Source organism: Streptomyces sp. NPDC001599, assembly GCF_042893535.1.
Taxonomy (GTDB): domain Bacteria; phylum Actinomycetota; class Actinomycetes; order Streptomycetales; family Streptomycetaceae; genus Streptomyces.
Window position 1 is genome coordinate 71,721 of sequence record NZ_JBIAVA010000012.1, and the last position, 12,536, is coordinate 84,256.

Consider the following 12,536-nt stretch of genomic DNA (forward strand, 5'->3'; position numbering starts at 1 on the left):
AGGATGTGACCTACCTCTCCTGCCCCATGGATTTACGCAGGTCAGACCACCCTCACCCCTACCTCGCGGGCCCAAAGTCCTGTCCGTTTCGTGACGTTACGCACTGACAGACGGTTAGTCCTCCCTTCAAGCTGATGTAGGAAGTCGGGGGTCGACTTTGAACCGGGAGTACGTCAGTGAGCGCCATGCCGATCGCCCTGCTGCTCACCACGGCCGCCACCGGCGCCGTGGGCGTCGCCGTCCTGCGCAGCATCCTGGTGCTGCGCCGCCAGGTGACCGCCTTGCGCGCCGAGCTGGCCGAGAGCCGGGCCACCGCCACGCGGGGCCGGGTGCCCGCCGCCCGCACCACCGCCGACGCCGAGGAGATACGCGCCGCCGTCGCGGAGGCGCTCGCCGAGGAGCGCGAGCGGGAGCTCGCCGAGGCGCGGGCCTTCTGGGCCGCCCAGGAGACCCGGGACGCGTCCGACGCGCCCCTGCTGCTGGGTCTGTCCGACAGTGAGCTGTTCCTGCCCCGCCAGGCCGACCTCGTGGGCCTGGAGTCCGTGACCGAGCCGGCCGCGGACACCGACGAGCCGACCGCGCAGGACGCGGGTCACGCCGGTCCCAGGGAGTCCGCCGAGCTGGCCGCCGCCCGCCGCCGGCACCCCTCGCACCCGGACTTCGTGCCGAACCCGTCCCCGGCCGTGAACGACCACGACCGCACCGTGGCGACCCTGGAGGGGCTGGCCGAGTCGAGCGTCGCGCTGGCCGACGTCCGTCCGGGTCCGCTGGGCACCCTCGACGTGTACGTCTTCGCCGACGGCACCACCCTGTGCATGACCCCGGGCCACCGCGAGACCGCGGAGCGCCTGGCCGCCGCGGTGGGCGCGGGCCAGACGCCGTACCTCCTCGGCGGCTCCGGCATCTCCGGCGCCTACACGCTGACCTTCGCGTGCGGCGAGGAGAACGTGTACATCCTGGCGGACCGCGTCATCGCGTCCCTGTAGTCACCCCGGCCGCGCCAGTCACGCCAGCCCCGCCGGTTTGCATCAGCCCCGCCGGTCGCGTCAGACCCCGGCCCGCTTGCGGGCCTCCTCGACCAGCGCCGCCGCTTCTTCCACCTGGCCCTCGTTCTCCAGGACGAGGGCCAAGTCGTGTGCGGCGACGGCGATCTGGTCGGCGGCGGCGAACATGCCCGCGTCCGGCATCTCCCGGGGCTCGGCCCCGGGCTCCTCCGCGAGCTGGGCGCGCCGGGCCAACTCCCTGGCCAGGCCGAGCGCCTCGGCGGCGGCGCCGCGTTGCAGCCTGCTCTGCGGGGCGGCCCGCAGGCGGTCGGCGAAGTCGTCCACGGCACGGGTCAAAGGCGTCGTATCAACCACGGCGCGAGCGTACGCGGCCGTCCGGGACTGTTGCCAACGGGCGAACGCTCAGGCACGGTGACGTGAAGGACCGGCTCACATCCCCTTTCGCCCGGAGGCGCCGATGTCCCAAGTCTTCTCCGAGGAGACCCATCGCAATCTGCTCGCCCGTATCCCCCAGTGCACCGGCCGTGAGATCTCCGACTGGCTGCGCGCCGTCGAGGACGGCCCCGCCCTCTTCCGCTTCGAGGAGAAGGTCAGCTGGCTGCGCCACGAACACAACCTCGCGTACGGCCACGCGAAGGCGATCGTCCACGAGTACGACCTGAGAAGGGCCGCGCGCAAGCTGCTGTGAGCGAACGCGCCGACCCCACGACGACGAAGGGCCCCGGGCACGAAGCCCGGGGCCCTTCACCTGCTGGGTGCTACTAGTCGTTGCTGTTCAGGATCGCGATCAGGCGCAGGAACTCCAGGTAGATCCAGACCAGCGTCAGCGTGAGGCCGAAGGCGGCGAACCAGGCCTCCTCGCGCGGGGCGCCGTAGGCGAGCCCGTCCTCGACCTGCTTGAAGTCGAGGGCCAGGAAGCAGGCACCGAGGATGATGCCGACGATGCCGAAGACGACACCGAGCGCGCCGCTGCGGAAGCCGAGGCCGTCGCCGCCGCCGAAGACGGCGAACAGCAGGTTCACCATCATCAGGAAGACGAAGCCGAGCGCGGCCGCCATGACGAAGCCGTAGAAGCGTCGGTTGACGCGGATCCAGCCCGCCTTGTAGGCGATCAGCACACCGGCGAAGACCGCCATCGTGCCGATCACGGCCTGCATGGCCGCGCCGTCCGCGATGCGGTTGTCGACGACGCTGGAGACGACGCCGAGGAAGACACCCTCGAACGCCGCGTAGGAAAGGATCAGCGCCGGCGTGGGCTTGCGCTTGAAGGACTGGACGAGCGCCAGGACCATGCCGATCAGCGCGGCGCCGATGCCGATGCCGTACGAGCGGCTGATGTTTGCGTCGTCCACCGGCAGCAGCGCCCACGCGAGCGCGGCCGTCACCACGAGCACGCCGAGCGTGCTGGCCGTACGGATGACGACGTCGTCCATCGTCATCCGGCCGGTGGTGGCGGGCGCCTGCGGCGGCGCGCCGAACTGCTGGTCCGGCTGGGCGTACGGGTTCTGCGCGTACGGGTTGCCGGCGGACGGCTGGGCGTACGGGTTGCCCTGAGTGCCCTGCGCGTACGGGTTGGCCTGCGTGGCGACGGCGGGTCCCCCGGCCTGCGGCGCGGCGTTGAAGCCCGCGTAGCCGTTGTCGCGGCTGAACCCCCGTCGCGAGAAGACCGGGTTTCTGCTCCTCATTTCACTCCTCCATGGCCACACGGCGCAGCCTTGGCTCAAGAGTAATAGAACGGCAAAGGAATGACCCTACTGCTTGGGGAGGATCTTTCCCTCGCCTTGCGACTCAACACGCTACGCCGATCAGTGATTCCCCTCACGGCCGGGGGCGCCCGGGCTGTCCGGCCCCGCTCACCCGATCGGGAACCCGGTGTAGGCCTCGGCGAGGTCGGTCTCGGCGGCGCGGGAGGACGTGATCCGGTCGAGGCGGGCCAGCTGGAGCCGGTCCTCGAAGGGCGTGGCGTCCGGAGCGGTGTGCAGCAGTGTCGTCATGTCGTACGAGAACCGCTCGGCCTGCCAGACGCGGCGCAGGCAGGTCGCGGAGTAGGCGTCGAGCAGTTCGTCGGAGCCGGTCGCGGTGCGGTGGGCCAGCGCCCGCGCGAAGGTGACCACGTCGCCGACGGCGAGGTTGAGGCCCTTGGCTCCGGTGGGCGGCACGATGTGCGCGGCGTCGCCGGCCAGGAAGAGGCGGCCGTGCCGCATGGGCTCGTGGACGTAGGAGCGCATCGGCGTGACCGACTTCTGGGTGATGGGGCCCCGCCGCAGGCTCCAGTCGTCGTCGGTCTCGAAGCGGCGCTCCAGCTCGTCCCAGATCTGCTCGTCGCTCCAGCTGTCGGCGTCCGTGTCCGCGGGGACCTGGAGGTAGAGGCGGGAGACGGACGGGGAGCGCATGGACAGCAGGGCGAAGCCGCGGTCGTGTCGGGCGTAGACCAGCTCGTCGTGCGAGGGGGCGACGTCGGCCAGGATGCCGAGCCAGCCGAAGGGGTACGTCCGCTCGAAGGTCCGCCCGTCCGGCACGGCCGCCCGGGCCACCCCCCAGTAGCCGTCGCAGCCGACGACGTAGTCGCACTCCAGGACGTCATCGGCGCCCTGGTGGCGGAAGCGGACGCGCGGCCGGTCCGTCCCGGCGCCTTCCACCGCCAGCGCCTCCGCCTCGAACAGCAGCGGGCCGCCCTCCTTGAGCTGGAGCGCGATGAGGTCCTTGCAGACCTCGGTCTGGGCGTAGACCATGACGGACCTGCCGCCGGTGAGCGCGGGGAAGTCGACGCGGTGGCGGCGGCGGGCGAACCGCAGCTCGATGCCGTCGTGGCGCAGCCCCACCCGGTCCATCCGCTCCCCGGCCCCGGCCCCGCGCAGCACGTCCACCGTGCCCTGCTCCAGGATCCCGGCGCGCTGCCTGCGCTCGACGTAGGCACGGTCGCGGCTCTCCAGGACGACCGAGTCGATCCCGGCGTTGTGCAGCAGCCGGGCGAGCAGGAGCCCGGCGGGGCCTGCCCCGATGATGCCGACGGTGGTGCGCATCGGTCGTTCCCTTCGATCGGCGTCGTTGCCTTGCTCGAATCACCCGTTGTTCGCGGCGGTTGTTCGCAGCAGTTGTCCGCAGCAGTTGTCCGCGACGACTGTTCGTGTGGTGAAAATTCCTTCACCATCATCTGACGCCGAGTCTCGGCCTCCCGCGCACCACTGTCAACGGGCGAACCGGACATCCTCCCGGAGATCCCCTCCCGGGCCGCCCCGGTCCGCGCCCGGGGTGCCTCAGCCCTCCCGGTGTTCCCGCAGCAGTCGCCGGATCTCTTCCAGCGTCTCCCGGTCGGTGCCCCGGCCGGCGCCCGCGAGGGCGTCCAGGCGCTCGGCGGTGCGGAAGTCGTAGGCCCGCTCCTCGTCCTGTCCCGGTACGGCGGCGTACGTCTCCTTCTCCCCGAAGCCGACGACGACGTCCACGGCCTTGGCGAGGAGCCAGGTCAGGACGAAGGAGAAGGCGGCCACGGCGAGGATGGCGACGATCTGCTTCCAGAGCAGGGAGCCGCCGCCCCCGTAGAAGACGCCTTCCTTGCCGCTGACCGTGGAGGTGGCGAAGAAGCCGACCATGAGCAGTCCGACCAGGCCGCCCGCGCCGTGCACGCCGACCACGTCCAGGGTGTCGTCCACGTTCAGCCGGTACTTGAGGGTGACGGCGAACGCGCAGACGAAGCCCGCGACGAGTCCGGTCACCAGCGCGCCGCCGGGGTCGATCTCCCCGCAGGCGGGGGTGATGGCCACCATGCCGGCCACGGCCGCCGAGCCCACGCCCATCATGGTGACCCGGCGGGTGCGCCAGTACTCGACCAGTGGCCAGGTGACCATCGCACCGGCCGCGCCGAGCTGGGTGTTGATGAAGGCCGTGGCGGCGGTGCCGGTGTCGCGGACGGCCGACCCCGCGTTGAAGGCCAGCCAGCCGAACCAGAGCAGCGCGACGCCGATCATGACCAGGGGGATGTTGTTGGGCGTCGGCTCCTTGCGCCGGAAGTCCGCCGGTCCTCTGATGACCAGCGCGGCGGCCAGCCCCGCGATGCCGGAGTTCAGCTCCACCGGCAGGCCCCCGGCGAAGTCCAGCGCGCCCAGGTGCTTGGTGATCCAGCCGTGCTCGGTGTCGAAGACCCAGTGCGCGATCGGCACGTACACGATCAGCAGCCACAGCGCCGAGAAGACCAGCCAGCCCCGCATCGTGGCCCGGCCGGCGATCGAGCCGCTGATCAGCGCCACCGTGACGATGGCGAAGCCCATCTGGAAGGTGGCGTACACGTACGTCGGGATGGACCCGGTCAGGGTGTTCGGCTCGATGCCGCGCAGGAAGGCGTGGTCGAGGTTGCCGATGAGCCCGACGCCTCCGACGTCGGGGCCGAAGGCGAGCGAGTACCCGACGATGAACCAGAGGATGGTGACGAAGCACAGCGAGGCGAAGCTCATCTTGAGCATGACCAGGATGTGCTTGGTGCGGACCATGCCGCCGTAGAAGAAGGCGAGGGCGGGGGTCATCAGCAGCACCATGGCCGCCGCGGCCAGCATCCAGGCGGTGTCGCCCGAGTCGTAGGCGGGGGGCATGGGGGCGGGCGCGGTGATCACGGGCGGGGTCTCCTGGGAGAGAGGGGGCTACGGTTTACGCAGGTCGGGTGCGGGATGGCCGGTGAGCAGCCGGCGTACGGCGTCCCACGCGGCCCGGACGGCCTCGGTGACCCGGGGTTCCTCGTGGCCGAGGATCCGCACCCAGGCCCCGCAGTCGTCCGGGAGGACACTCGCCCCGTGCAGGACCTCACGTCCCTCCAGGGACGCGTGCAGGGCGTCGGCGATCTCGGCGGCGGGACGCCTGCCGCTCACCACGAACAGCGAGGCGACGTGGTCGTGCCCGGCGAAGACGCCCGGGCCGTCCACTCCGCCCGTCCGCTCCGGGGTGAGCCGCAGCGTGTCCACCGCCAGCAGGGTGCCGTCGGGTCGGCGGATCTCCAGGTCGCCGGTGAGGACGGTGTACGCGTGCCGCTCGCCGCGGGCGAGCCGGCCGGCGGTGACGGCCTCCCCGTAGACGACCGTGGCGTCCTCGTCGACGGTGAGCACCACGTCCTGGTGGAAACGCGCCCCCCGGAAGGGGATGAGCGGATCGGGCAGGTACTCGACGTAGGCGCCCTCGTCCGCGCTCAGCCGCACGAGCTGGGTCGCGTAGTCCTGCTCCATCCGGTAGACCTTCGTGGCCGCCTGCGTGGTGAACAGCGTCTGGGTTCCCGGACCGCACCTCAGGTCCTGGCGGTAGCGGTCGGCCTGGGCGATGCCGCCGCCCGTGGCCATCAGGTAGGTGCACGCCATGCCGGGCAGCGCCGGATCGACGTAGAGCGGGCGCATGATCTCCAGCGGCGTCTTCTGGTACCGCTCCACCAGCTCGGTGCGCTCGCCACGTCGGGCGAAGCCGAGGTCGAGGATGCCGACCTTGGCGGGCGAGCCCGGCCCCAGGGTCTCGGGCACGGCGGAGAGCGCCGACAGCTCCGGGGGGAGACGGCTGGGCTCGTAGTACTCCGGCGCGAGCCGGTCGCGGACGGCCGGCATGTCAGATCAGGACCTCGCGCCGGGACTCGAGGAAGGCGAGGACCTCCTCGACACCCTTCCCGGTGAGGCAGTCGGTGAGCACCACGGGACCCTCACCGCGCACGGTGTGGGCGTCGGACTCCATGACGCCGAGGTCGGTCCGCACGTACTGGGCGATGTCGATCTTGTTGATGACGAGCAGGTCGGAGTCGGTGATGCCCGGTCCCCGCTTGCGCGGCATCTTCTCGCCCTCGGCGGTGTCCAGGACGAAGACGAACACGTCGACCAGGGCGGGGCTGAAGGTGAGGGTCAGGTTGTCGCCGCCGCTCTCGTAGAGCAGGACGTCGGTGTCGGGGAAGCGTTCCAGCATCTCCGCGCCCGCGGCCAGGTTCATCGTCGGGTCGTCGCGCACGGCGGTGTGCGGGCAGGCGCCCGTCTCGACGCCCACCACCCGGTCGCCCTCCAGCACCCCGTCGAGCGCGCGGCGGATGTGCTGGGCGTCCTCCTGGGTGTAGATGTCGTTGGTGATCACGGCGGGCCGATGACCCCGTTCGATCAGAATCGGCACGAGGGCCTCGATGAGGGCGGTCTTGCCCGATCCGACGGGTCCGCCGATTCCCACGCGCAGCACGTTGTCCCGCACTTGCCTTCCTCTTCTCCTGGTCGGGTACTCCTGGTCGTGCCCGCCGGCCCTCGCGGCCGGCGGACGGGTCGGGTGGTCAGCTCGCGAACAGCCGTGCCGGGGCCCGCTCGTGACGGGCCGACATGACGTCCACCGCGTACGTGGTCGCACCGAGGTCCTCGATCCCGCGGTCCACCGCCGCCCGGGTGGTCTCCTCGATCACCGGGGCGGCCTGCCGCAGCAGGCCCTGGGCCAGCCGGTGGTCGGTCAGCCGCAGCCGCAGCGCCGCCCCGGCGAAGCTGGCGCAGAACGCGAACAGGTCGGCGGCGACGGCCTGCCGGACGGGCACCCCGGTCGCCGCGTACACGACGCCCGCGGCGACGGCCTGGGTGCCCGGTGCCCGGCGCTCCGTCACCACGCGGTGGTAATGGGCGACGCCCGGGGCGCCGAAGACCTCGGCCGCGAGGTCCAGCAACTGACGTCCGGTCCGCGTCGCCGCCTGCCGCATCTCGCGGCCCAGCTTCGTGGCGTACAGGCGGCGGTCCGTCGCGGCCACCGCATCCCAGTCCTCGGCCGTGGCGGCCCCGTGCGCCAGGGCGAGCGCGGTGGCGTCGGCCGGTCCGACGCCGTGCCGGAGCACGTCGTGCAGCAGCGCGGCCAGGGAGTCGTGGTCGACCGCCCCCTGCTGCACGAAGCCCTCCAGGCCGTGGGACAGGGTGTAGAAGCCGCTGGGAAACGCCGAATCGGTCAGTTGCAGGCCGACGAGGAGGTGGTCCAGGCCGAGGCCGGGAGCGGCCGCGTCCGCGTCGCCCGTCCCGTCGTCGCCCGGCCCGTCGTCGCCCGGCCCGTCGTCCTCGGCCACCTCGGCCGTCGTGGTCCTCTCGTCGCGGTACATCGGGCTCAGGCGAGGAAGAAGAGCTGGTTGAGGGGGAGTTTCTGGGCCGGTTCGATGGTCGCGACCTCGCCGTCGACCGTGACCTTGTACGTCTCCGGGTCCACCTCGATGTCCGGCAGCACGTCGTTGCGGACCATGTTGTGCTTGCCGATCGTGCGGGTCTTGAGCACCGGCAGGACCCTGCGCTGGAGGCCGAGCTTCTCCGGCACCCCGGCCGCGATACCGGCCTGGGACATGAAGGTGACGTGCGTCGACTGCATGGCGCGCCCGAACTGGCCGAAGGACGGCCGGTAGTACACGGGCTGGGGGGTCGGCAGCGAGGCGTTCGGGTCGCCCATCTGCGCCCAGGAGACGATGCCGCCCTTGATGACCATCTTGGGCTTGGCGCCGAAGGAGTGCATGGGCCAGAGCACGATGTCCGCGAGCTTGCCCGCCTCCAGCGTCCCCACGTAGTCGGCCACCCCGCTGGCGATGGCCGGGTTGATGGTGGCCTTGGCGAGGTAGCGCAGCACGCGCTGGTTGTCGTTGCGCGCGGAGTCCTCGGGCAGCGGGCCGAAGGCCTCCTTGCACACGTGCGCGATCTGGAAGGCCCGGGTGACGGACTCGCCGACGCGGCCCATGGCCTGCGAGTCGGACGAGATCATGCTGATGATGCCCCGGTCGTGCAGGACCGTTTCGGCCGCGATGGTCTCCGCCCGCACCCGGCTGTCGGCGAACGCCACGTCCTCGGGGATGTCGTGGCTGAGGTGGTGGCACACCATCACCATGTCCAGCAGCTCGTCCACGGAGTTCTTGGTGTACGGCAGCGTCGGGTTGGTCGACGACGGCAGCACGTTGGGCTCGCCGGTGACCCGAAGGATGTCGGGGGCGTGGCCGCCGCCGGCGCCCTCGCTGTGGAAGGTGTGGATCGTCCGTCCGTCGATCGCGGACCGGGTGTCCTCGAAGAAGCCGCCCTCGTTGAGGGTGTTGGTGTGGATGGCGACCTGCACGTCGTGCCGGTCCGCGACGGCCAGCGCGTTGTCGATGACGGCGGGGGTGGAGCCCCAGTCCTCGTGGACCTTGAGCGCGGCGGCGCCCGCCTCGATCTGCTCGTCCAGCGCCGCGGGGAGGCTGCCGTTGCCCTTGCCCATGATGCCGATGTTGACCGGCAGATCCTCGGCCGCCTCCAGGATGCGGGCGATGTTGTAGGGGCCGGGGGTGCAGGTGGTGCCGTTGGTCCCGTCCGTCGGCCCGGTGCCACCGCCGAAGAGGGTGGTGATGCCGTTGCTGAGCGCCTGCTCGCACTGCTGGGGCGAGATGAAGTGCACGTGCGAGTCCAGCGCCCCGGCGGTGGCGATCAGGTGCTCGCCGGCGATCACCTCGGTGCCGGTGCCGACCACGAGCCGGGGGTCGACGGCGTCCTGGGTCTGCGGGTTGCCGGACTTGCCGATCCCCGCGATGAACCCGTCCTTGACGCCGATGTCGCACTTGACCACGCCGATCACCGGGTCCATGACCACCACGTTGGTGATGACCAGGTCGAGGGCCCCCTGCGCGGCGGTGGCCTGCGGATCCGAGGCCATGCCGTCGCGCAGGTCTTGCCGCCGCCGTAGACCACCTCGTCGCCGTACGACCCCTCGCGGACGTCCTTCTCGACCTCCACCACGAGGTTGGTGTCGGCCAGCCGGAACCGGTCGCCCACCGTGGGGCCGAACAGGTCGGCGTACTGCTTGCGGGTCAGGGTCGGCATGTCAGTTGGATCCCTTCTTCTTGGACTTCTTGGCGCCGCCCTTGCCCGGCTCCGCCTTCTGCGTGCCACCGGTGCCGCCCGTCCCCCGGAACCCGCGCTGCAGCGCCCGGCTCACGGCCTCGACCCTGGCGGGGTGCGATTTGACGCTGCCGTTGAGGAGGCCGCTGAAACCGGTGAGGCGGCCGGTGCCGGCGTAGGCGCACAGTTCGACCTCGCGGGTGCCGCCGGGCTCGAAGCGGACGGACGTGCCGGCTGCGATGTTCAGGTGCATGCCGAGCGTGGCGTCGCGGTCGAACTCGAGGGCGGAGTTCGCCTCGAAGAAGTGGTAGTCCGAACCGACCTGGACGGCCCGGTCGCCGGTGTTGCTGACCGTGACCTTGAGGGTCCGCCGGCCGGCGTTGATCTCGATCGGGTCGTCGCCGTACTGGTATCGCGGAGGGAGTTTCATCGAAGGCTCCTGCTGGATGGGAGGACGTGGGGGTCGGATGGGACGCCGTGGGCGGGGACCGGAGCCGGGGCGGCGGGTACGGCGGCCGGAGCACCGGCCGCTTGGCGGGCGGAACCGCCGTCTCCGGGACCGTGCCCGTGGCCGTGACCGTCCGGACCGTGCCCGTGGTCGTGACCGTCCGGACCGTGGCTGTGGGAGTGCCCGTGGCCGTGGGTCGCGGTGAGGGCGCGGTGCAGGCCGTCGTCGCCGTGCCGGTCGCGCCGGTGCCAGGCGTCGCGGACGCGCGCGTCGAGCACGCCCGCCGTCGCGGACGCCGCCAGGAGCGGCCCGCCGGTCTCGCAGTGTGCGGGGGCCGGCACGCCAGGCGTCACCCAGGCGGCCGCGAGCATCACGACACGCTCCGCGCCCAGGGCCCGGCAGCGCCGTACGCCCTCGGCCGGGTCCGGGTCGCCGCCGACGAGGGCCACCTCGACCGTGTGGTGCCGGCCGTACTGCCGCACCAGGCGCGCGATGCGGAACAGGTCCGCGTCGGCGAACGGGTCGCCGGAGGGCGCGGTGACCAGCAGCGCCCGGTCCCGCGGCACCCGCGTGGCCGCCGCTCTGAGCCAGCCGACCAGGTGCTCCGCGGTCCCGAACGGCTCGGCCAGCACGGTCCCCGCGCGCTCCTCGGGGGTCAGGCCCAGCAGGGTGCGGGCGGCGTCGGCGACCAGCTCCGGGTCGCGGCCCAGCGTCATCGGCACCGCGCAGACGTCCTCGCCCCGGGAGCGCGACGCGCGGACGCGGCCCAACAGCTCACGCCCGCCGGACACGCAGGAGACGCGGGGATCCACGAGGTCCCGCAGGGCGTGTCCGCCGTCGCTCTCGTGGCCGCAGACCGCGACCACCGTGCCGCGGCGCACGGTCAGCCGCCGACCGGGTCGTGGCAGGAGACGAGCTTGTTGCCGTCGTCGAAGGTGGCCTCGACCTGGAGCAGCGGCAGCATCTCCCGCACGCCCGGCATGGTCTGCTGCTCGCCGATCACGTGCCGGCCCAGTTCCATGCAGTCGGCGACGGTCTTGCCGTCCCGGGCGGCTTCCAGGATGGCCTCGGTGATGAGCGCCACCGACTCGCTGTAGTTGAGTTTCAGGCCGCGCTCGCGGCGTTTGCGGGCCAGGTCGGCCACGACGTACACCAGCAGCTTGTCGATCTCTCGGGGGGCCAGGTTCATGGGACTGCCTTCCTCGGTGACGCGGGGGGCGTGACGCGGTCGCGGGCGGGCCGGGGGTCTCAGGAGTCGTCGGCGCGCAGGGTGATGCGGGACAGGACGGGCACGGCCGCCAGCAGGGCCCAGGTGGCGATGTTGAACGGCCAGGTGAAGGTGTGGCTGTCGAAGGACTCGAACAGCACCGAGAGGGAGGCCGTCAGGGCGGTGGTGGCGGCGGCGGCCAGCACCGTGTAGGCGAGGTTCCAGCCGGTGGGACGCAGCAGGACGACGCCGAACGCGAGGCTCGTCAGGACCGCGTTGTAGCCGTAGATCCCCTCGCCGATCAGTACGGCCGGGGCGCCGAGCGCCCACGCGGTGAGGATCCCGACGACGCTGCCCAGCACGGCGTACAGCCCCACCTTCCACCCGGCCAGGAAGAGGCCGGCCAGCATGATCAGGCCGACGTACCAGGTCTCGACGAAGAAGATCTGGGAGACGTTGGAGAAGAAGCCCTGCCACAGGTCCGTCCAGCCGACGTAGGGGCTCTTCGGGGTGGCCGGGGTGACGGCGGACTCGGGCGTCCCGTGCCAGACCCGCTCGAACGAGGGGGCGCCGAGCACCATCACCAGGGAGACCAGGCAGAACGGCCCGGTGAACGCCTTCAGGCCGAAGGGGCGCAGCAGGTTGCCGAGGGCCGCGGTGATGAGCGTGCACGTCACGGCCGCGCACACGGCCATCACGTAGGTCGAGGGGTGGTGGCCGAGATACACCACCATGGCGATGCCGCCCAGCACACCGCAGTAGGTCATCAGCCCCTGGGTCAGGGAGTCGTGCGAGACCGCCAGCAGCCGCGCCGTCAGCGTGGAGACCACCGCTCCGATCGTGGCGAACAGGCCGATCTCCCAGCCCGCCACCCAGAGGGCGACGAGAATGACGAGCGAACACCACACGCTCGCCTGGAAGTCCACCTGTCCCACGCCGCGCAGCGCGCCGAGCGCGGTCCCCTTCCACGTGTGCGCGGCCGTCCTCGGCGGTGGCGGCGCCCCGGGGCCGGGTTCGGACGATTGCGAGGCCACGCGGGCTCCTTCGCGCAGGACTTGAGG

The 12,536-nt window shown here is 71.8% G+C and carries 13 protein-coding genes and 1 pseudogene; 2 read left to right on the forward strand and 12 right to left on the reverse strand.

Translation table 11 applies throughout. The features are described from left to right. Positions 1-176: 176 nt before the first annotated feature. Positions 177-986 (forward strand): hypothetical protein, encoded by an 810-nt coding sequence (locus ACFYZ3_RS27610; protein WP_388522963.1) that lies wholly within the window; start codon positions 177-179, stop codon positions 984-986. Positions 987-1,046: 60 nt separating this feature from the next. Here the strand turns inward: ACFYZ3_RS27610 and ACFYZ3_RS27615 are convergent, their stop codons facing one another. Next, on the reverse strand, positions 1,047-1,358 hold the full coding sequence (locus ACFYZ3_RS27615; protein ID WP_388522966.1) for a hypothetical protein: 312 nt from the start codon (positions 1,356-1,358) through the stop codon (positions 1,047-1,049). 103 nt (positions 1,359-1,461) lie between these two features. On the opposite strand from ACFYZ3_RS27615, the gene ACFYZ3_RS27620 reads away from it, so the two are divergent. Continuing rightward, a complete protein-coding gene (locus tag ACFYZ3_RS27620; protein WP_030189937.1) occupies positions 1,462-1,692 on the forward strand; it encodes a DUF4287 domain-containing protein in 231 nt (76 codons plus the stop codon). A 73-nt stretch (positions 1,693-1,765) separates the two neighbouring features. Here ACFYZ3_RS27620 and ACFYZ3_RS27625 read toward each other — a convergent pair whose 3' ends face one another. From ACFYZ3_RS27625 to ACFYZ3_RS27675, 11 genes and pseudogenes are all read right to left on the reverse strand, one after another. Next, a complete protein-coding gene (locus ACFYZ3_RS27625) occupies positions 1,766-2,689 on the reverse strand; it encodes a Bax inhibitor-1/YccA family protein (protein ID WP_388522969.1) in 924 nt (307 codons plus the stop codon). Positions 2,690-2,857: 168 nt separating this feature from the next. Next, positions 2,858-4,027, reverse strand: coding sequence for a 4-hydroxybenzoate 3-monooxygenase (locus tag ACFYZ3_RS27630; protein WP_388522972.1), 1,170 nt, complete (start codon positions 4,025-4,027; stop codon positions 2,858-2,860). Between the two features lie 234 nt (positions 4,028-4,261). Further along, a complete protein-coding gene (locus tag ACFYZ3_RS27635) occupies positions 4,262-5,608 on the reverse strand; it encodes an ammonium transporter (protein WP_388522975.1) in 1,347 nt (448 codons plus the stop codon). A 27-nt stretch (positions 5,609-5,635) separates the two neighbouring features. Then, a complete protein-coding gene (locus ACFYZ3_RS27640; protein ID WP_388522977.1) occupies positions 5,636-6,577 on the reverse strand; it encodes an urease accessory protein UreD in 942 nt (313 codons plus the stop codon). Between the two features lies 1 nt (position 6,578). After that, on the reverse strand, positions 6,579-7,199 hold the full coding sequence (ureG, locus tag ACFYZ3_RS27645) for an urease accessory protein UreG (RefSeq protein ID WP_388522980.1): 621 nt from the start codon (positions 7,197-7,199) through the stop codon (positions 6,579-6,581). A gap of 76 nt (positions 7,200-7,275) precedes the next feature. Further along, positions 7,276-8,073, reverse strand: coding sequence for an urease accessory protein UreF (locus ACFYZ3_RS27650; protein ID WP_388522982.1), 798 nt, complete (start codon positions 8,071-8,073; stop codon positions 7,276-7,278). Between the two features lie 5 nt (positions 8,074-8,078). Next, positions 8,079-9,802: pseudogene (gene ureC / locus ACFYZ3_RS27655) on the reverse strand (urease subunit alpha). A gap of 1 nt (position 9,803) precedes the next feature. Continuing rightward, positions 9,804-10,250 carry an urease subunit beta gene (locus tag ACFYZ3_RS27660; RefSeq protein ID WP_388522985.1) on the reverse strand — a complete coding sequence of 149 codons (447 nt, stop codon included), beginning with the start codon at positions 10,248-10,250 and terminating at the stop codon, positions 9,804-9,806. Then, positions 10,247-11,149, reverse strand: coding sequence for a sirohydrochlorin chelatase (locus ACFYZ3_RS27665; protein ID WP_388522988.1), 903 nt, complete (start codon positions 11,147-11,149; stop codon positions 10,247-10,249). Before ACFYZ3_RS27665 ends, ACFYZ3_RS27660 begins: the two co-directional genes overlap by 4 nt. Positions 11,150-11,151: 2 nt before the next feature. Next, positions 11,152-11,457, reverse strand: a complete 306-nt coding sequence (locus ACFYZ3_RS27670) for an urease subunit gamma (RefSeq protein ID WP_388522991.1) — start codon at positions 11,455-11,457, stop codon at positions 11,152-11,154. Between the two features lie 59 nt (positions 11,458-11,516). After that, positions 11,517-12,509 carry an urea transporter gene (locus tag ACFYZ3_RS27675; protein ID WP_388522994.1) on the reverse strand — a complete coding sequence of 331 codons (993 nt, stop codon included), beginning with the start codon at positions 12,507-12,509 and terminating at the stop codon, positions 11,517-11,519. Positions 12,510-12,536 lie beyond the last annotated feature (27 nt).